We start from the raw sequence: 16,596 nt of genomic DNA, 5'->3' as shown, positions 1-16,596 counted from the left end.
TGAGAGGGCGTCAGCCGTGCGAGAGCAGCGCCGCCGTGAGCTCCGCCGCGCGCCGGTGCCAGAAGCCGGCGCCCCGGAGCATGGCGTGCCCGCCGGTCGGCATCGGGATCCCCGCCGCGTCCGCGCCCGCCGCCCGCGCCCTGCGGACGAAGTCCCAGGACTCGCGCGCCGAGGTGACGCTGTCGGCCTCGTCGTGCAGGAGGTAGAGGCGTCGGCCGCCGAGGTGGTCGACGGGCTCCCCGGTGGGACACCAGGGCGCGAGGGCGACGACACCGCGGACGGCCGGGTCGCCGGCGGCGCTGAGTGCGGCGCGGCCGCCCATGGAGTGGCCGAGGAGCACGACGGGTACGGGACCGACCCGGTCCCGTAGCCGGACGAGGGCGGCCTCCGCGTCCCGGGCGGCGTCGGCGCGGGGACCGTTCCAGCCGCGGTGACGGTAGCGCACCTCGGCGACCAGCACGTCCCGGCCTCGGACGGCGCGGGTCACGGCGGCGGTGAAGGGCCGCATGCGCAGCGCGGGCAGGTTGAGCGCGGGCGGCGGCTCCGGCCCGTCGGCGCGGCCTCCGTGGAGCAGCAGTACCGCGGCGGCGGGTGCCGCGGGCGAGCTGCGGACCAGGAGGGTGCCGGGCTCGGTCGGCTTCGCGCGGCAGCCGGTCCCCGGGGTCATCGGGGACCCGCGCCGCTCGTGCGGGCCACGTGACCGGGTCGCCGTGCCATGGGTGCCTCCAGAAGTCGCCTGCGGCTCCCCGCGACGGGCGCTCCGCTCACGCCGCGCGGGGAGACCACGTGAGGGCCGCAGTCTGCCATCACGGTGTCCCGGGCGTACCGACAGGCCCGGGTGGGGCGGGCGACACGACCGTCACACACCCTCGGAGTGACCTGCGTCACAACGTGTCACAGCTGCCGACCCCGCGGTGTCTTGTGCACGAACCGCTTGAATCGAAGGAGACACCATGACCGGGAACATCGCAGTGGTCGTGATCGGCGGCGGGTACGCCGGAGTGATGGCCGCGAACCGCCTGACGCAACGCGACGACGTGACCGTGACGCTGATCAACCCGCGCCCGGACTTCGTCGAGCGGATCCGCCTGCACCAGCTCGTCGGCGGGTCCGACGACGCGGTCGTCGCGTACACGGAGGTCCTGCACCCGGGCATCGGCCTGCTGGTCGACTCCGTGACACGGATCGACGCGGCCGGGCGCAGCGTGACACTGGCGACCGGCGGGACCGTCCGTTACGACTACCTGGTCTACGCGGTGGGCAGTGGCAGCGCCGACCCGCGGGTGCCCGGAGCCGCCGAGTTCGCGTACCCGATCGCCGATCTGGAGGAGGCGCAGCGGCTGCGGCCGGTCCTCGACGCCGCGCCCCTGACCGCCCCCGTGACGGTGGTCGGTGGTGGTCCGACCGGCATCGAGACCGCCGCCGAGCTCGCCGAGGCGGGCCGCGCCGTGACCCTGGTCTGCGGGCGGGTGCTCGGCCCGTACCTGCACCGGCGCGGCCGCCGCTCGGTCGCCGGGCGGCTGGCGGCTCTCGGGGTGACCGTGGTCGAGGGCCCCGGGGCGAAGGTGACGGCCGTGACGCGCGACGCCGTGCGGCTCGACGACGGGCGCGAGCTGCCGAGCGCGGTGACCATCTGGACCGCGGGCTTCGGCGTGCCGGACCTGGCCGCGCGCAGCGGGTTGAGCACCGACGCCCTGGGCCGTCTGCTCACGGACGAGACGCTGACGAGCGTGGACGACGACCGTGTCATCGCGGCCGGGGACTCGGCGGCACCGTCGAACCTGCCGGCGAGGATGAGCTGCCAGGCCGCAACGCCGATGGGCGCGCGGGCCGCCGACACGGTCCTCAGCCGGATCGCGGGGGAGACGCCCTCGTCGCTCAACCAGGTGTTCGCGGGCCAGTGCATCAGCCTGGGTCGGGGCGCCGGCATCTTCCAGTTCGCCCACCGGAACGACGTCGCGCTGTGGTTCCACATCGGCGGTCGCACGGGCGCGAAGGTCAAGGAGATCGTGTGCAAGGGCACCGTCAAGCACCTGGCCGCGGAGGCCGGCAAGCCCGGCGCGTACGGCCTGCACCGCGTCTCGGGAGGCGGCCAGCGCGAGAAGTTGCTGCGGGCCGAGCGTGACCGCGGCGCCCAGGTGGGTCATGATCTGACTCCCACCAACGAAAAGGATCTTGCTGTGGAAGCGTACGCGCGGGCCGAAGGCGACCTGGACCGGCCGCGAAGGAGCGGGGCGCAGGCATGAGCAACCACGCCACCGACGCGGCGACCGAGACGTTCGTCGCCCACCGCAATCTCCTCTTCACCGTCGCCTACGAGATGCTCGGATCGGCGGCCGACGCCGAGGACGTCCTTCAGGAGACCTGGCTGCGGTGGGTCGAGGTCGACCTGGAGCAGGTGAGCGACCGGCGCGCCTACCTGGTCCGGGTCACGACCCGTCAGGCGCTCAACCGGCTGCGCACCGCGAGCCGGCGCAGGGAGTCGTACGTGGGCCCCTGGCTGCCCGAGCCCATGCTCACCGCGCCGGACGTGGCCGAGGACGTGGAGCTCGCCGAGAGCGTGTCGATGGCGATGATGCTCGTCCTGGAGACGCTGGCGCCGACGGAGCGCGCCGTCTTCGTCCTGCGTGAGGCCTTCGGCTTCGAGTACGACGAGATCGCGGCCGCCGTCGACAAGACCCCGGCGGCCGTCCGGCAGATCGCGCACCGCGCGCGCCGGCACGTCGACGCCCGCCGTCCCCGCCGGACGGTCTCCGCGCGCGAGACCCGGGCGGCCCTGGAGTCGTTCCGGCGGGCGTTCGAGACCGGGGACGTCCAGGGCCTCCTCGACGTCCTCGCCCCGGAGGCCGTCTACATGGGTGACGGCGGCGGGATCAAGCACGCCGCCCTGCGGCCCGTTCTCGGGGCCGACAAGGTGGCCCGCCTCATGGCGACCTTCACCGGCAGGGCCGGCGCGGCCGGCATCGCGTTCACCCTCGGCCCCGCCGTGGTCAACGGCAGCCCGGCGCTCCTCGTCCGCATGGACGGCGAGATCGACGGCGTCATGGCGGTCCACGTCGAGGACGCCCGCATCGCCGGCGTCTACTTCGTCCGCAACCCGGAGAAGCTGTCCCACGTCGCCTCCGAGACTCCGCTCACCCTCCGCTGAACTCCCGCGCCCTGGCGCGTTCGTGCGCGAAGACGCGATCCTGTGAACGGGGCACAGGTCACACCCGTACCGTCGGGTGCCGACACACCAGTGCGCGAAGGAAAGAGGGGCAGCACATGAGCGGAGTGGCACGCAGGACGGTGGTCTCGGCGGCGGGCGCCGCGGGCCTGGCGGCGGCCCTCGCGGCCTGCGGTGGCGGCGGCACCGAGGACAAGGGAACGGAGGGGCAGGCGGGCGCCACCCTCGCGCGGACCGGGGACATTCCGGTGGGCGGCGGCAAGGTCATCGCCGGTCAGGGCCTGGTGATCACCCAGCCGAAGGCCGGCGAGTTCCACGCCTTCTCGTCGAAGTGCACCCACGCGGGCTGTGCCGTCAGCGGAGTCAAGGACGGCGTCATCGTGTGCCCGTGCCACCAGAGCCACTTCGACGTGTCGGACGGCAGCGTGAAGTCCGGCCCGGCGACCGCCCCGCTGCCGCCGGCGCCGATCCAGGTGGTGGGCGACGAGATCAGCCTCGGCTGACGGAGCCCCCGGCGGGCCGTGAACGCCTGGGCGCCTTCCAGCAGCCCAGCACCTCGTCCGTCGTCGTGATCGTGGCGACGAGCGCGAGGGTGTGGCGGATCATCGCGGGGGTGTAGTCGGCCGGCACCCCCGCGATCGCGTCCCCGGGCACGACGACCGTGTAGCCGAGGTTCACGGCGTCGAAGACCGCGTTGGGCACGGCCACGTTGGCGGAGACGCCGGTCACGATCAGCGTCCGGCAGCCGAGGTTGCGGAGGAGTGCGTCGACGTCCGTGCCCGCGAGCGGCGAGAGCCCGTGCAGGCGCCGGACCACGATGTCCTCCTCCGCGACCTCGATGGGTTCGGCGATCCGTACGGCCACGCTGCCGCTGTGCTGCTGCACGGGCAGCCGGGCGGCGGCCCGGAAGAGGCGCGCGTTGGTGTTGGCGGCGCGCCCGTCGGGGCGCCGCTCGGCGACGGCGTGGATCACCTGGACGTCGGCCTCGTGCGCGGCGGCCACGAGCCGCGCCACGTTCCGCAGGGCGCCCGACGCCCGTGCCGCGGCGGCGAGTTCGGGCAGCGCGCTCTCCGCGCCGACGACTCCCCGCTGGCACTCGACGGTGAGCAGCACGACCCCGCCGTCCGGACGGATCCACTCCCCGAGCCGGTCTCCGGCATTCTCACCCATGGTCTCCCCTTGCCTGCGCGCGAATGGCCCTCCATGCTTTCTGACGTCTCATCAGAAATCCAGAAGGGTGCGGACGATGACCGTCGCACAGCGCCGTGGACGCCGGATCATGATGACCCCGGCCGAGCTCGACTCCTTCCTCGCCGAACAGCGCACCTGCCGGGTGGCGACCGTGTCGGCCGACGGCCGCCCGCACGTGAGCGCGCTCTGGTTCGCCTGGGACGGCCGCTCGCTGTGGCTGTACTCACTGACGCGCAGCCGCCGTTGGGCGGAGATGCGCGCCGATCCGAGGATCGCGGTGGTGGTGGACGACGGCGAGGAGTACGGCGAGCTGCGGGGCGTGGAGCTGTCGGGCACGGTCGAATTCGTCGGCGAGGCCCCCCGTACCGGCGAGCCGTGCCCTGAACTCGAAGCGCCCGAACAGCTCTTCTCCGCCAAGAACTTCGGCCTGGCCACGATGCCGCACGACGGCCGCCACGCCTGGGCCAGACTAACCCCGGACGCCATCGCGTCCTGGGACTTCCGCAAGATCTAAGGGGGTCTCTCCGGAGGCCCCGGGGTCCGTCAGCTTCCGAGCGGCTGGGCCGCCGCCCGCAGCGCCCCGACGACCGCCCGCACGGAGGGGCGGCGGCCCGCGTCGGCGCGCCAGGTGGCGTAGATGTGGCGCCGCATCTTCTGCCGTACGGGAACGAACACGACGCCCTCCGGCAGCGGGCGGCCGAGGCGTGGCGTCACGCAGACACCGAGCCCTGCCGCGACGAGCGCCAGCTGCGTGTGGTGCTCGCCGGCGAGGTGACCGATGCGCGGCTCGATGCCCTGCGAGCGCAGCGTGAACATCAGCCAGTCGTGACAGAACTCGCCCTCGGGCCAGGACACCCACTCCTCGTCGGCGAACTCCTCCAGGTCCACCGCCTCCCGCCCGGCCAGCCGGTGTCCGGCGGGCAGCGCCACGTCGGCCGTGTCGTCCAGGAGGTGCACCCGCTCCAGGCCGCCCGGCACGGGCGCCCGCTTGTTGCTCCACTCCAGGACGATCGCGAGGTCCGCGTCACCGCGCAGCACCGCGCGCACACCCGGCTCGGGCTCCAACTCGGTCGTGCGCACTCGGAGTTCGGGATGGCCGGTGCGCAGGGAGGCGAGCGCGGCGGGAATGAGACCGCGGGCCGCCGTGGGGAAGGCGGCGAGCCGCACCTCGCCGACGACCCGGCCGCTCTGGGCCTCGATGTCGGCCTGGGCGACCTGGACCTGGGACAGGATCCGGGCGGCGTGCTCGGCGAGCAGCAGTCCCGCGTCGGTGAGCCGCACCCCCCGGCCGTTCTTGGCGAGCAGCTGCTGCCCCACCTCGCGCTCCAGCTTGGACAGCTGCTGGGAGACGGCCGAGGTGGTGACGTGCAGGCCGTCGGCCGCGCCGCTCACCGAACCATGCCGCGCGACGGCGTCGAGGGTCCGCAGGCGCTCCAGATTCAACATGTAAGCAATACTAAGGGAAGGGGTCGAAGAATTCTCGCTTGTTCTAAGAGGTCGGGGCCGTCACCCTGAGTGCATGAGCCCCACAGCCCCGCACTCCGCGTCACCCTCCCCCTCCGCATCACTTTCCCACTCCGCCTCCCCCGCCGGCTCCCCGCGCCCTTCGCGCGGCGCCCGGCTGCTCGACTGGCGCGTCCGCTTCGGCGCCCTGGCCCTCATATGGGGGTTCAGCTTCCTCTTCATCAAGGTCGGTACGGAGGGCTTCGCGCCCTTCCAGGTGACCTTCGGGCGCCTGCTGTTCGGTACGGCGGTGCTCGCCGTCGCCCTGGTCGTGAAGCGCGACCGGCTGCCGCGCGGCGCCCGGGTCTGGGGCCATCTGACGGTCGCGGCGTTCCTGCTCAACGCACTGCCGTTCTCGCTCTTCGCGTACGCGGAGCTGACGATCCCCTCGACCCTGGCGGGCATCTGCAACGCGACGACGCCGCTGTGGGGCATGCTGCTCTCGCTCGTCGCGCTCTCCGAGGACCGCCCGACCCGGGTCCGCGCCGCCGGCCTGGGCATCGGCTTCGTGGGAGTACTGACGGTGCTCGGCGCCTGGCAGGGCTTCTCCGGACTCGACGTGACCGGCACGGCGCTGGCCCTGCTGGCCTCCTTCAGCTACGCGGTGGGCTGGATCTACGTCCGCAGGACGCTGAGCGACACGGGCGTCTCGCACCTCTCGCTCGCCGGCTCGCAGGTGGGCCTCGCGACGCTCCAACTGGCCGTCGTCACCCCCCTGTTCACCTCGATGCCGGAGTCGGTGGAGGTCGTTCCGCTGCTCGCCGTGCTCGCGCTCGGCGCGCTCGGCACGGGGTACGCGATGCTGCTCCAGTACGGCGTCGTGGCGGAGGTCGGCCCGACGACGGCGTCCATGGTCACGTACTTCATCCCCGTCATCGCCACAGCGGCGGGCGTGGCCGTCCTGGACGAGCAGCTCACCTGGAACACACCGGTCGGCGCGGTGATCGTCCTCGCGGGAGCCGCCCTCACCCAGACCCGCGCCTCCCGCCGTAGGACTCCGCCGACGCCGGCCGCGGCCGCAGCCCCGACAGCGACGTCAGCCGCGTCCCCGGCAGCGACGTCAGCCCCGGCCCCGGCCCCGGCCCCGGCGGCACCCCGCCCCTGAGCGCGGTCACCCCCGCCACGACGCCAGACCCCGCAACCGGCCTCCCCTCCCCCTCACCCCTCACCCCTCACCCGTAACTCCGCGCGGGCGCCGGCCCCGCCGCCCGCGCGACGGCCTCGGCGAGGACCTCGACGTCCCCGACGGTGAGGCCGGAGACGGTGACCCGGACGGCCGGCCCGGCGTTCATCCGGAAGCGAGCGCCCGGTGCCACCGCCCATCCCTCGGCCACGAGCCGCGACACCGCGCCCGTCTCGTCAGCGACGGGCACCCAGACGTTCATGCCGCTGCGCCCGTGGGCCTCGATCCCCCGCCGGGCGAGCGCCCGCACCAGACCGTCGCGCCGCTTCCCGTACGAGCGGGCGACGACGGCCGGGTCGACCGCCTCCACGACCCAGAGGTGGGCGACGGTCCGCTGGAGCAGCCGGCTGACCCAGCCGGGGCCGAGCCGCTGGCGTCCGAGGACCCGGTCGACGGTCTCCGCGTCCCCGGTGAAGGCCGCGATCCGCAGGTCCGGCCCGTACGCCTTCGCGACCGAGCGCACCAGCGCCCAGCGGTCGGTGACCCCGGCGAGGGGATGAAGGGGCTGCGCGACGATCCCGTGCCCGTGGTCGTCCTCCACGAGCAGGACGTCGGGATGCGCGGCGAGGACCCGCCGCAGCTCCCGCGCCCGTTCCTCGGTCACGCACGCCCCGGTCGGGTTCTGCGCCCGGTCGGTCACGATCACCGCACGCGCCCCGTCGCGCCGGATCGCCCGCTCGACCTCCTCCGGCAGCGGCCCCTCGTCGTCGACCGCGACGGGCACCGGTCGCAGCCCGATCGCCGGTACGAGGTCGAGCAGACTGCCCCAGCCCGGGTCCTCGACGGCGACGGCGTCCCCGGGCCTGAGACGCGCGGCGAGCACCCGCTCGATGGCGTCGAGAGAGCCCGAGGCGACGCCGACCGGCCCGGCGGGCACGCCGTCCGTGTCGAAGGCGGCCCGTGCGAGCCGCCCGAACTCCTCGTCGACGGGGGCCTCTCCGTACATGCCGGGCCGCTCGGCGTACCGCCGGGCGACCTCGGCGAAAGCCTCGCCGAGCGGGGGCAGCAGCGCGGGGTCGGGGCTTCCGTTGCTCACGTCGCGGACCCCGGCGGGGGCGTCCACCCGGATCGACCCGCGCGCGGTCGTGGCGGGCCGTGGCCGCACCCGGCTGCCGCGCCGGCCGTCCGTCTCGATGACCCCGCGCTCGCGCAGGGTGCGGTAGGCGGCGGCGACCGTATTGGCGTTCACGCCCAGCGTCAGCGCCAATTCCCGCATGGGCGGCAGCAGTTGCCCGGGCTCCAGGGCACCCGTGCCGACCGCGCGCTCGACACTGGCGGCGATCTCCGATGCGCGACGACCTTCGATCCGATACTCTCCTAGCACAAACAGCATTATGCACTAGCGCAATGGAGTTAGCAATGACCGCCGCCGCCGACACCACCAAGACGACCGAGCCCACCGGAACCGAGCCCGAGCCCAAGACCGCGGCCCCCGAAACCTACGCGCCGACCGACCGGACCGTCCCCACCCGCAACCGCGACCGCGCGTCGTACGACAAGGCCCTCGTCCACTCGATACTCGACGAGACCGCCATCTGCCACCTCGGCTTCGTCCGCGACGGCGCGCCGGTCGTGCTCCCGACGCTCTACGGCCGCGTCGGCGACCGGCTCTACGTCCACGGCTCCACCGGCTCACGCCCCCTGCGCATGGCGGGCGACGGCGTGCGGGCCCCCGGCCTGCCCGTCTGCCTGACCGTGACCCACGTCGACGGCCTCGTGCTTGCGCGCTCCGCCTTCCATCACTCCCTCAACTACCGCTCGGTCGTCGTCCACGGCATCGCCCACCAGGTGACCGACCCCGAGGAGCTCCGCACCGCGCTCGACGCGCTGGTCGACCACGTCGTCCCGGGCCGCTCCCGCGACTCGCGCCCGGCGAACGCCAAGGAGCTCGCCGCCACCGCCGTGATCCGGCTCGACCTGGACGAGGTCTCGGCGAAGGTCCGCGCCGGCGGCCCCAACGACGACGCGGAGGACCTCGGCCTCCCCTACTGGACCGGCGTGGTCCCCGTACGCACGGTCCACGGCACCCCGGTCCCGGCCGACGACCTCGACCCGGCCGTCGCTCTGCCCGACTACCTCTCCGCGCTCTGAGGACGGAAGCACCCACGATGCTGATCCACCCCTGGGACGCGGCCCACGACGAGGGCGAGTGGCGCGGCTGGCTCTCCCGCCACGACTTCGGCCAGCTCGCCGTCAACGGCCTGCCCGGCGACCCGCCGTGGGTGCAGCCGATGCACTTCCGGTACGAGGACGGGCCCGGCCCGTACGGGCGCGTCCTCGCCCACCTGGCGCGGCCCAACCCCCTGTGGCGAGCTCTCGAAGCGCATCCGACGGTGCTCCTGAGCGTGGTCGACGACTACGTCTTCGCCCCGGGCCCCTGGACGGCACCCGACGGCACACCGCCCGAGCACGGGACCCCGACCTCGTACTACGCGGCCGTCCAACTGCGGTGCACGGCGCACGTGGTCGACGACCCCGCGGAGAAGGCCGTGCTCCTCAACCGCCAGGTCACCCACTTCCAGCCGGACGGCGCCACCGCCGCCGCGGCCCCTGGCGAGGCCCCGTTCGGCCGCCTCCTCTCGGGTATCCGCGTCCTGAACCTGGAGGTGACCGAGGTGCGTGCCAAGTTCAAGTACGCGGGCAACAAGCCGCAGGAGGTCCAGGACCGGATCGCGGACCGGCTGGCGGAGCGCGCGGGCCCCGGCGACCTCGCCGCCCGCGCCCACCAGCTGCGGCGGCGCACCGCGAGGTGACCGGGGGCCGGGCGGTCCCTACACGGCTACGGAGTCCACGGACCCCACGGACTCGACAGCCTCCTCCCGTCGCCGTACCGCCACCGTCCTCGCCTCGGCGAAGGCGAGGCCCATCACGGCGGCGAGCAGCAGCAGGGTGCCGAGGACGATCGCGGCCGTGAGCCGCTCGCCCAGCAGCGAGACGGCGATCAGAGCCGCGCTCACCGGCTCGAGGAGCATGATCACGGAGACGGTGGCAGCCCGGACGACGGCCGCCCCGGCGAAGTAGAGCGCGTACGCGAGGGCGGTCGGCACGGCCGCCACGTACACCAGCAGGAGCACGACCCGCATCGGCGATCCGGTGTGCGGTACGAGTCCCTCCGCGGCCGCCAGCGGCAGCAGGCCGACCGCTCCGATGGCGAAGGCCCACGTGGTGGTCGCCAGGGCGTCCGTGGCTCCGCCGTCGCGCCCGAGCCACCGGGTGAGCAGGGTGATCGCGGCGTACCCGGCCGCCGAGACGACCGCGAGGATCACACCGAGCGGCCGTACCTCCGCGGACCCGCCGCCCAGGACGAGGACGGCCAGCCCCGCGAGCGCGCCGGTGGCGGCGAGGAGCCCGCCGCGGCCGAGGCGTTCGCCCATGGTCAGCCGGGCGCCGACGGCGATGAGGACGGGTCCCGCGCCCAGGGTGACGACGGTCCCGACGGCGAGGCCGGTGTCCTGGACGGCCGCGAAGTAGGCGCTCTGGAAGACGGTGAGCCCGATCCCCGTACCGAGGATGCGGGCCGTCCGCCTGCCGCGCGATTCCCCTGCCGTACGGGCGACGGCGCGGCGGGGCCGCAGGGCGAGCGCGCCGAGCAGCAGGACGAGCCCGCCGACGCAGCGCCAGAAGGACAGCGCCAGCGGGCCCATGTCGCTGACCCGGAAGATCAGGGAGGCGGCGGCTCCGGCCGTGCCCCAGGCGATCCCGGCGACGATCAGATAGAGGAGGCTCCGCCCGACGGGCAGGGCGGATTCCGAGGAGTTCGGCACGTGACTTCTCCGAGGAGGAAGAGGGAAGGGTGGTCGCTCGGCTCCGCGCGCGGACAGCGACGAACCGGCCGGGGGCGGAGATCCGCCCAGCCCAGCCGGGTCCTCGTCAGGAGATGTCGCCGCGCGCTAGGCGGTGGGCGGCGGCGGCGAGAGTGCGATCACGTGCATGAGCGGCAGGCTAGGGCGCGCTCCGCCCGGCCGACAACTCCTTTTCGCCCGACCCCTTCCGACCCGCTCCTTGGCCCGACCCCTTCCGATCCGCTCCTTCGCCCGACTCCTTCTCGTCCCGCCCGGCGGTTCCCGCCCCGGCGTCGCCCCCCGCGTCGCCCCCGGAGGCCGCGACGGGATCGGACGGCGGCGCCTTCGGCGTCGAGGACTGCGCGATGAAGGCCCCGACCAGGACCAGCGCCCCGCCGAGGATCTGCGGCGCGTCCAGGTGCTCACCGAGCAGCACCCAGGCCAGGACGGTCGCGACGACGGCCTCCAGGCAGGCCACGACCCCCGCGACCTGCGGAGAGAGCCGACGCACCGAGATGACGCCGGTGACGTACGCGAGGACCGTGGCGATCAGCACGATCCAGCCGAGCAGCAGCCACGCGGGGACGCTGCTGCCGTCCATGTCGGCGCTGCCGCCGAGGATCGCCCAGTCCATGCCCCACGGCCGGGCCACGACGGTGAGGACGAGCGCGCCGATGAGCAGCCCGTACGCGATGACGCCGAGCGGATCGGCCTGTTCGGCCTCGTCGGACCCCTGGTCGGAGAGGACGAAGTAGCCGACCTGGCAGCAGGCGGCGGCGAGCGCCAGGAGCAGGCCGACGACGTCGAAGGTCAGCCCGGACCAGACCTGGACGACGCAGGAGAGGCCGCCGACGGCCAGGACGACGCCGAGGGCGGCGGCGCGGGTGACGGGCCGGCGCTGGACGAAGCGGACCCAGCCGAGGACGAGGGCCGGGGCGAGGTACTCGATGAGCAGCGCGACACCGACGGGGATGCGGGAGATCGAGGCGAAGTAGAAGGCCTGGACACCGGCGACGGCGAGCAGGCCGAAGCCCACGAGGAGGGCGGGTTTGCGGCGCAGGAGGTCCCGGTGGCGCCAGGCCACCGGGAGCATGACGAGCGCGGCGCCGGCGACCCGGAGCCACACCACGTGGAGCGGGTCGAGTCCCGCCTCGATGAGCGGCTTGGCCGCCACTCCTGAACCACCGAATGCGAAGGCCGAGGCCAGGGCAAGTCCCAGGCCGGCGCTTCTCCCCTGAGACGCGTGCATCGGGCCATCATGACAGGACGCGGTCAGGTGCGTAACCCCCGTTACACCTGTTGAGACGGCTCCTCGCCGAAGGCGTCGATCCGACCACCGGTACCGGGGTCGACGCGCGCGACCAGCGCGACCGGATCGACCCCGGCCCGCCGCAGCACCTCGACGGCCCGGCTCTCGGGGTCGACGGCGACGCCGACGAGCAGATCGAGCCCGCGCGCGCGTTCGTCCCCGCGCCCGGCGGCCCGCCGGAAGGCACGCTCCAGGGCGGCGGCGGCAGCGGGCGACCAACCGGAGGCCCGGCCGTCGCCGTCCCGTGGCTCGGCCTCGCGCACGGCGGGCAGGAGGCGGCGGACGCCCGAGTCCTCGACCGAGCGCTGCCAGCGCAGGCCGTAGCCGATGGACCGCTGGGCGAGGTAGCCGAGCACGCGGGCGAGCTGGTGGCCGCTCTCGAAGACGGCGCCGACGTCCGGGTCGGACTCGACCAGCGAGTGCAGGAGGTGCGCGGTGTCGATCTGCCGGTCCCCGTCCCGGAGGGCTCTGCGGCGCGCGCCCGTCACGACGGTCGCGAGCGACGGCGTCAGGAAGGACGTGAGCGACGTGAGCTCGGCGCGCGGGGCGACGGGCTGCCCGAGCGACTGGGGGAGGGAAACGGGATGGTGCACCCTTCCACCTCATCAGGCCGGGGCGGCCGGAACATCACCAGGGAGAAGCATGTCCGCATCCCACCGGAGTTGGGTACAGGCGCACGGTTCCTCCTCCTTACGGAGGACATTGTCCGCGTTCGCCTCGGGGGCGCGCGCCGCCTTGCATTGCGCCCCCGTTGCAACCGCAGGCCCGTTGCCGTTCGTCCTCCGATCGTGTTCTGGATGGTGGCTCTGCTCGCGCGCGACGGACGGCAGTACGTCTACCGGGTGTACGCACCCCGGGAGGCACTGCCCGCCGACCTGTTCTGGGCCGCGTTCCACTGCCACGAGGAGGACGGTGCACCGCGCGCCTCCGACTGCTTCGACTCGGCCGAGATCTGGTGGATCGGCGACGGTGCGGGACCGACCGCCGCAGAACTGACGGTTCATCAGTATTGAATGTTCACGCCCACCCGGCTACGTTCCGCGACACCGGAACCAGTTGGCACGCCTGAAGGGGTGGTCGCATGGCCGAAGTCAGCGCGGAGGCACGGATCGAGGCGCCGGCCGGAAAGGTCTGGGCGCGCCTCACGGACTTCTCCTCGTACGGCGAGTGGAACGCCACGCACACCAGCTTCCCGAGCGGCGGCCCGGCACCTCTGGAGACGGGCGCCACCTTCACCGAGAACATGAAGCTGATGGGCTTCCCCGCCGAGGTGCTCTGGACGGTCGAGGAGCTGGAGACCGAGCGGGCGCTCACGATCAAGGGCAAGGGCCCGATGGGCGTGATCGTCACCACGCGCTACTCGCTCGCCTCCGACGGGGACGCGACGACGATACGGATCGACGGCGGGTTCACGGGCGCGGCGGTCTCCCTCATGGCGGGGAAGCTCAAGGACTCGGCGACGGCGGCCCTGACGGAGTCGCTCCGCAAGCTCTCGGGCCTGGTCACCTGACCCGGAAACACAGGGAAGGGCCCTGCGGCGTACGACCGCGGGGCCCTTCGACCTACTCGACCTCTGGCCTCACTCGGCCTCAACCCTCGCTCAGCCTCAGTCCTCGCTCAGCGTCAGTCCTCGTCGGCAAGGATGAGGTACAGCTTCTTGCGAGCTTCGTTGATCACGCCGACCGCCTTCTGCCGTTGCTCGGCACTGCCGGTCTTCCAGACCTGCCCGAACGCCTCCATCAGCCCGAAGCCGGCCTGCCGGATCTCGTTCACGGCGTCCCAGTCGACGCCGCGCCCGGCCTCCTCCCACGGGGCCTCAGGCCCTTCCTCGGCCTCGGCGCGCCCGGTGTCGGTGAGCGTGAACAGCTTCTTGCCGCCCTCGCTCGCGCTGGTGATCAGCCCCTCGTCCTCCAGCATCTGGAGGGTGGGGTAGACCGAGCCGGGGCTGGGCTTCCAGGCCCCGTCGCTGCGCTCGCCGATCTCCCGGATCATCTCGTAGCCGTGCATGGGGCGGTCCTTCAGGAGCGCGAGGATCGACGCGCGCACGTCGCCGCGCCGCGCCCTTCCCCGGCCGCCGCCACCGCGGCCACGACCGCCGAACCCGCCCCCGAAGGGGCCACCGCCACCGAAGCCGGGCCCGAACGGCCCGAACGCGGCCCGCCGCCCCTCGAAGTCCCCACGAGGTCCGGGGCCGCAGGCCCCACGACCGGCTCCGTGTCCGTTTCCGTACTCGTGTCCATGTGAACGCATCGCAACGCTCCTTCCATCGGGTTCCATCGTTGAACTGTCGCGATACCTCAACGATATATCGGAACTGTTCGTCGAGCAAGAAGCGATGCCCGCGTCGGGGTCCGCTCGCTCCACGACGGCATGGTCCGGATCACCCCTACGTGGGTGAAGCTGATCGACTTCGAGACGACCCTCCCGAGCGCGGTCGAGGAGCTGGTCCGACAGCGCGAGGAACGCCGACTCGCCTGACCCCCGGAGCACTGCGGGAACCCACCCCACCCGCGCCCCCGGGCCCCCCGGCCGGGCGGTCGCAGCCGCGCAGGGGCTCCCCCGGGACTCCTGCCATGATCACGACCATGACGATGGCCATGACCGGCGACGACGCCCTTCGCTACACACAGCTCTCCGCCCCCGATGCCGCCACCGACGCACTCGTCACGGCTCTCGTCGCGTGCTGGACCGAAGTGAGCGACGCGGGCGGCGCCGCCGGGTTCCCCTTCCCGCCGGTCGATCCCTCCGAGGTCGCCGCCGCGGTCGACCGGATCGTCGCCGGCCTCGACCCGGCGAGCAGCCGCCTCGTCGTCGCGACCCTCGACGGCTCCCTCGCGGGCTGGCTGAACCTCCGCCGCGACCCGCATCGCCTGGTCGCGCACTGGGGCACGCTGCACCACGTCCAGACCCGCCTCCAGGTACGGGGACGGGGCGTCGGAGCGGGTCTGGTGCGGCAGGCCCGGGTGATCGCCCGCGACGAGATGGGCCTGGAGCAGCTGCGGCTCGCGGCACGCGGCGGCGTCGGCCTGGAAGAGTTCTACGGCCGCCTCGGCTGGCAGGAGGTCGGCCGCTGGCCGGGCGCCCTCCGCCTGGCCCCCGGCGACGACCGCGACGAGGTCCTCATGGTCCTTGCGCCCCTGTGACCGCGCCCGCGGCTTCCCGCCGCCGCGCCCGTACCGCCCGTACGACCCGAACCGCCCGCGTGATCCCCCACCCCAGCAGCCACGGCAGCACCGTGATGCCGAGGACGTACACGAGGAGATGGCCCACGAGGTCGTCGGTACGGATCGACTTGCCCAGTGGCATCACCATGGCGATCGCGGAGACCGCCACCGGCACCAGCGGCAGCAGCACCGACCACAGCCGCGCCCGCAGGCCGGGCCGGAACGCGCACCACACCCCCATCCCGCCCATGACGAACGGCCCGAACGGCACCCACAGCACCACCGGAACGAAGAACAGCGCCCACCAGTCGTCCCCGTACCCGAACATCATCGAAGCCCCCCGAGGTCCGCGGTCCGAAATCCGCCGACGGTCCCCCTCGGGGGACGCCGGACAGCCCGGTCCAGTTCTCCCTGAGCAGGTCCACTTCTCCGCGATTGGCCTTGGTCCGCACGTTTCCGCACCTTGTACGGTCAGCGGCATGCGGATCCGAATCGTCGACGCCTTCACCGACCAGCCCTTCTCCGGAAACCCGGCCGGAGTCCTCCTCCTCGACTCCTTCCCCGAGGACGCCTGGCTCCAGAAGGTCGCAGCCGAGGTCAACCTCTCCGAGACGGCCTTCGCCCACCCCCTGCCCGCCGGCGGCGAGGCGGACTGGGCCCTGCGCTGGTTCACCCCGACCACCGAGGTCGACATGTGCGGCCACGCCACGCTCGCCACGGCGCACGTCCTGCACACCACCGGCACCGCGAGCGGCGCCGTCCGCTTCGCCACCCGGTCGGGCGTCCTGGGCGCCACCGCCGCCGCGGACGGCACGATCACGATGGACTTCCCGACCTCCTCCCTCACCCCCGTCCCCGTCCCCGACGGCCTGGAGAAGGCGCTCGGCGCCGAGGTCGTCGCCGTCCACGACACGGCCGCGCACGTCGGCGACCTCCTCGTCGAGCTCCGCGACGAGGCCACCGTGCGCTCCCTCACGCCGGACTCCGCCGCCCTCCTGGGTCTCGCCAGGCGGGGAGTCATCGCCACCGCCGCCGCGGACGACCCCGAGCGCGGCTACGACTTCGCCTCCCGCTGTTTCTTCCCCGCCGTCGGCATCGACGAGGACCCGGTGACCGGCAGCGCCCACACCGCGCTCGCCCCCTACTGGTCGGCCCGCTTCGGCCGCGACGAGCTCACCGGCTTGCAGGGCGGCGCCCGCACCGGCCTCGTCCGCACCCACCTGCGCGGCGAGCGCACCCTGCTGACCGGCCACGCCGTGACGGTCATCGAGGGCGACCTGCACGCCTGACGAAGGGAA

The 16,596-nt window shown here is 73.6% G+C and carries 20 protein-coding genes; 11 read left to right on the top strand and 9 right to left on the bottom strand.

Annotated features, from left to right (window positions below; all coding sequences use genetic code 11):
- Positions 1–10 precede the first annotated feature (10 nt).
- Positions 11–667 (bottom strand): alpha/beta fold hydrolase, encoded by a 657-nt coding sequence (locus ACFWWU_RS06250; RefSeq protein WP_384139686.1) that lies wholly within the window; start codon positions 665–667, stop codon positions 11–13.
- Between the two features lie 286 nt (positions 668–953).
- Here ACFWWU_RS06250 and ACFWWU_RS06245 point away from each other — a divergent pair, with 286 nt between their 5' ends.
- From ACFWWU_RS06245 to ACFWWU_RS06235, 3 genes are all read left to right on the top strand, one after another.
- On the top strand, positions 954–2,246 hold the full coding sequence (locus ACFWWU_RS06245) for an NAD(P)/FAD-dependent oxidoreductase (protein WP_384139684.1): 1,293 nt from the start codon (positions 954–956) through the stop codon (positions 2,244–2,246).
- Entirely contained in the window at positions 2,243–3,148 is a 906-nt protein-coding gene (locus ACFWWU_RS06240; protein ID WP_384139680.1) for an RNA polymerase sigma-70 factor, read from the top strand. The genes ACFWWU_RS06245 and ACFWWU_RS06240 overlap by 4 nt, the downstream gene beginning before the upstream one ends.
- Before the next feature lie 116 nt (positions 3,149–3,264).
- Positions 3,265–3,669, top strand: coding sequence for a Rieske (2Fe-2S) protein (locus tag ACFWWU_RS06235; RefSeq protein WP_384139677.1), 405 nt, complete (start codon positions 3,265–3,267; stop codon positions 3,667–3,669).
- On the opposite strand, the gene ACFWWU_RS06230 is transcribed toward ACFWWU_RS06235, so the two are convergent.
- Positions 3,656–4,336: a cysteine hydrolase gene (locus ACFWWU_RS06230; protein ID WP_384139675.1), complete on the bottom strand. Its 681-nt coding sequence runs from the start codon at positions 4,334–4,336 to the stop codon at positions 3,656–3,658. The two genes, ACFWWU_RS06235 and ACFWWU_RS06230, sit on opposite strands and share 14 nt — an antisense overlap.
- A 76-nt stretch (positions 4,337–4,412) precedes the next feature.
- On the opposite strand from ACFWWU_RS06230, the gene ACFWWU_RS06225 reads away from it, so the two are divergent.
- Positions 4,413–4,871, top strand: coding sequence for a pyridoxamine 5'-phosphate oxidase family protein (locus ACFWWU_RS06225; protein WP_384139672.1), 459 nt, complete (start codon positions 4,413–4,415; stop codon positions 4,869–4,871).
- Between the two features lie 29 nt (positions 4,872–4,900).
- Here the strand turns inward: ACFWWU_RS06225 and ACFWWU_RS06220 are convergent, their stop codons facing one another.
- Positions 4,901–5,803, bottom strand: a complete 903-nt coding sequence (locus ACFWWU_RS06220; protein WP_384139669.1) for a LysR family transcriptional regulator — start codon at positions 5,801–5,803, stop codon at positions 4,901–4,903.
- 73 nt (positions 5,804–5,876) lie between these two features.
- Between ACFWWU_RS06220 and ACFWWU_RS06215 the strand changes: the two genes are divergently transcribed.
- The gene (locus ACFWWU_RS06215; RefSeq protein ID WP_384139665.1) at positions 5,877–6,965 is read left to right on the top strand and encodes a DMT family transporter; all 1,089 of its coding nucleotides are present in this window, start codon (positions 5,877–5,879) and stop codon (positions 6,963–6,965) included.
- Between the two features lie 67 nt (positions 6,966–7,032).
- Here the strand turns inward: ACFWWU_RS06215 and ACFWWU_RS06210 are convergent, their stop codons facing one another.
- Entirely contained in the window at positions 7,033–8,367 is a 1,335-nt protein-coding gene (locus tag ACFWWU_RS06210; protein ID WP_384139662.1) for an aminotransferase class I/II-fold pyridoxal phosphate-dependent enzyme, read from the bottom strand.
- Positions 8,368–8,402: 35 nt separating this feature from the next.
- Here ACFWWU_RS06210 and ACFWWU_RS06205 point away from each other — a divergent pair, with 35 nt between their 5' ends.
- Both ACFWWU_RS06205 and ACFWWU_RS06200 read left to right on the top strand, forming a co-directional pair.
- On the top strand, positions 8,403–9,134 hold the full coding sequence (locus ACFWWU_RS06205; RefSeq protein WP_384139660.1) for a pyridoxamine 5'-phosphate oxidase family protein: 732 nt from the start codon (positions 8,403–8,405) through the stop codon (positions 9,132–9,134).
- 17 nt (positions 9,135–9,151) lie between these two features.
- The gene (locus tag ACFWWU_RS06200) at positions 9,152–9,796 is read left to right on the top strand and encodes an FMN-binding negative transcriptional regulator (protein WP_384139657.1); all 645 of its coding nucleotides are present in this window, start codon (positions 9,152–9,154) and stop codon (positions 9,794–9,796) included.
- Between the two features lie 18 nt (positions 9,797–9,814).
- Here the strand turns inward: ACFWWU_RS06200 and ACFWWU_RS06195 are convergent, their stop codons facing one another.
- The 3 genes from ACFWWU_RS06195 to ACFWWU_RS06185 all read right to left on the bottom strand — a co-directional run bounded on the left by ACFWWU_RS06195 (position 9,815) and on the right by ACFWWU_RS06185 (position 12,727).
- Positions 9,815–10,807, bottom strand: coding sequence for a DMT family transporter (locus tag ACFWWU_RS06195; protein WP_384139654.1), 993 nt, complete (start codon positions 10,805–10,807; stop codon positions 9,815–9,817).
- Between the two features lie 178 nt (positions 10,808–10,985).
- Positions 10,986–12,074: a DMT family transporter gene (locus ACFWWU_RS06190; RefSeq protein WP_384139651.1), complete on the bottom strand. Its 1,089-nt coding sequence runs from the start codon at positions 12,072–12,074 to the stop codon at positions 10,986–10,988.
- Between the two features lie 41 nt (positions 12,075–12,115).
- On the bottom strand, positions 12,116–12,727 hold the full coding sequence (locus ACFWWU_RS06185; protein WP_384139648.1) for a Clp protease N-terminal domain-containing protein: 612 nt from the start codon (positions 12,725–12,727) through the stop codon (positions 12,116–12,118).
- Positions 12,728–12,922: 195 nt separating this feature from the next.
- Here ACFWWU_RS06185 and ACFWWU_RS06180 point away from each other — a divergent pair, with 195 nt between their 5' ends.
- Together ACFWWU_RS06180 and ACFWWU_RS06175 are read left to right on the top strand one after the other, a co-directional pair.
- Positions 12,923–13,147, top strand: a complete 225-nt coding sequence (locus tag ACFWWU_RS06180; protein ID WP_359680157.1) for a hypothetical protein — start codon at positions 12,923–12,925, stop codon at positions 13,145–13,147.
- A gap of 68 nt (positions 13,148–13,215) precedes the next feature.
- Positions 13,216–13,644: an SRPBCC family protein gene (locus ACFWWU_RS06175; RefSeq protein WP_384139645.1), complete on the top strand. Its 429-nt coding sequence runs from the start codon at positions 13,216–13,218 to the stop codon at positions 13,642–13,644.
- Positions 13,645–13,757: 113 nt separating this feature from the next.
- Here the strand turns inward: ACFWWU_RS06175 and ACFWWU_RS06170 are convergent, their stop codons facing one another.
- Positions 13,758–14,384 (bottom strand): PadR family transcriptional regulator, encoded by a 627-nt coding sequence (locus ACFWWU_RS06170; protein ID WP_384139642.1) that lies wholly within the window; start codon positions 14,382–14,384, stop codon positions 13,758–13,760.
- A 335-nt stretch (positions 14,385–14,719) separates the two neighbouring features.
- Between ACFWWU_RS06170 and ACFWWU_RS06165 the strand changes: the two genes are divergently transcribed.
- Entirely contained in the window at positions 14,720–15,277 is a 558-nt protein-coding gene (locus ACFWWU_RS06165; RefSeq protein ID WP_384139639.1) for a GNAT family N-acetyltransferase, read from the top strand.
- Here the strand turns inward: ACFWWU_RS06165 and ACFWWU_RS06160 are convergent.
- Positions 15,255–15,629: a hypothetical protein gene (locus ACFWWU_RS06160; protein WP_384139636.1), complete on the bottom strand. Its 375-nt coding sequence runs from the start codon at positions 15,627–15,629 to the stop codon at positions 15,255–15,257. The two genes, ACFWWU_RS06165 and ACFWWU_RS06160, sit on opposite strands and share 23 nt — an antisense overlap.
- Before the next feature lie 148 nt (positions 15,630–15,777).
- Between ACFWWU_RS06160 and ACFWWU_RS06155 the strand changes: the two genes are divergently transcribed.
- Positions 15,778–16,587 (top strand): PhzF family phenazine biosynthesis protein, encoded by an 810-nt coding sequence (locus ACFWWU_RS06155; protein ID WP_384139633.1) that lies wholly within the window; start codon positions 15,778–15,780, stop codon positions 16,585–16,587.
- The last annotated feature ends 9 nt before the right edge of the window (positions 16,588–16,596 follow it).

Origin of the sequence: Streptomyces sp. NPDC058650 (assembly GCF_042717315.1) — a bacterium.
In the GTDB taxonomy this organism is placed as follows: Bacteria; Actinomycetota; Actinomycetes; order Streptomycetales; family Streptomycetaceae; genus Streptomyces.
This window is presented reverse-complemented; position numbering and strand designations above follow the sequence as displayed.

Bases quoted from the DNA above. Each gene is read 5' to 3' on its own strand.
- ACFWWU_RS06250 (WP_384139686.1), bottom strand. From the start codon at position 667: ATGACCCCGGGGACCGGCTGCCGCGCGAAGCCGACCGAGCCCGGCACC.
- ACFWWU_RS06245 (WP_384139684.1), top strand. From the start codon at position 954: ATGACCGGGAACATCGCAGTGGTCGTGATCGGCGGCGGGTACGCCGGA.
- ACFWWU_RS06240 (WP_384139680.1), top strand. From the start codon at position 2,243: ATGAGCAACCACGCCACCGACGCGGCGACCGAGACGTTCGTCGCCCAC.
- ACFWWU_RS06235 (WP_384139677.1), top strand. From the start codon at position 3,265: ATGAGCGGAGTGGCACGCAGGACGGTGGTCTCGGCGGCGGGCGCCGCG.
- ACFWWU_RS06230 (WP_384139675.1), bottom strand. From the start codon at position 4,336: ATGGGTGAGAATGCCGGAGACCGGCTCGGGGAGTGGATCCGTCCGGAC.
- ACFWWU_RS06225 (WP_384139672.1), top strand. From the start codon at position 4,413: ATGACCGTCGCACAGCGCCGTGGACGCCGGATCATGATGACCCCGGCC.
- ACFWWU_RS06220 (WP_384139669.1), bottom strand. From the start codon at position 5,803: ATGTTGAATCTGGAGCGCCTGCGGACCCTCGACGCCGTCGCGCGGCAT.
- ACFWWU_RS06215 (WP_384139665.1), top strand. From the start codon at position 5,877: ATGAGCCCCACAGCCCCGCACTCCGCGTCACCCTCCCCCTCCGCATCA.
- ACFWWU_RS06205 (WP_384139660.1), top strand. From the start codon at position 8,403: ATGACCGCCGCCGCCGACACCACCAAGACGACCGAGCCCACCGGAACC.
- ACFWWU_RS06200 (WP_384139657.1), top strand. From the start codon at position 9,152: ATGCTGATCCACCCCTGGGACGCGGCCCACGACGAGGGCGAGTGGCGC.
- ACFWWU_RS06190 (WP_384139651.1), bottom strand. From the start codon at position 12,074: ATGCACGCGTCTCAGGGGAGAAGCGCCGGCCTGGGACTTGCCCTGGCC.
- ACFWWU_RS06175 (WP_384139645.1), top strand. From the start codon at position 13,216: ATGGCCGAAGTCAGCGCGGAGGCACGGATCGAGGCGCCGGCCGGAAAG.
- ACFWWU_RS06170 (WP_384139642.1), bottom strand. From the start codon at position 14,384: ATGCGTTCACATGGACACGAGTACGGAAACGGACACGGAGCCGGTCGT.
- ACFWWU_RS06165 (WP_384139639.1), top strand. From the start codon at position 14,720: ATGACGATGGCCATGACCGGCGACGACGCCCTTCGCTACACACAGCTC.
- ACFWWU_RS06160 (WP_384139636.1), bottom strand. From the start codon at position 15,629: ATGATGTTCGGGTACGGGGACGACTGGTGGGCGCTGTTCTTCGTTCCG.
- ACFWWU_RS06155 (WP_384139633.1), top strand. From the start codon at position 15,778: ATGCGGATCCGAATCGTCGACGCCTTCACCGACCAGCCCTTCTCCGGA.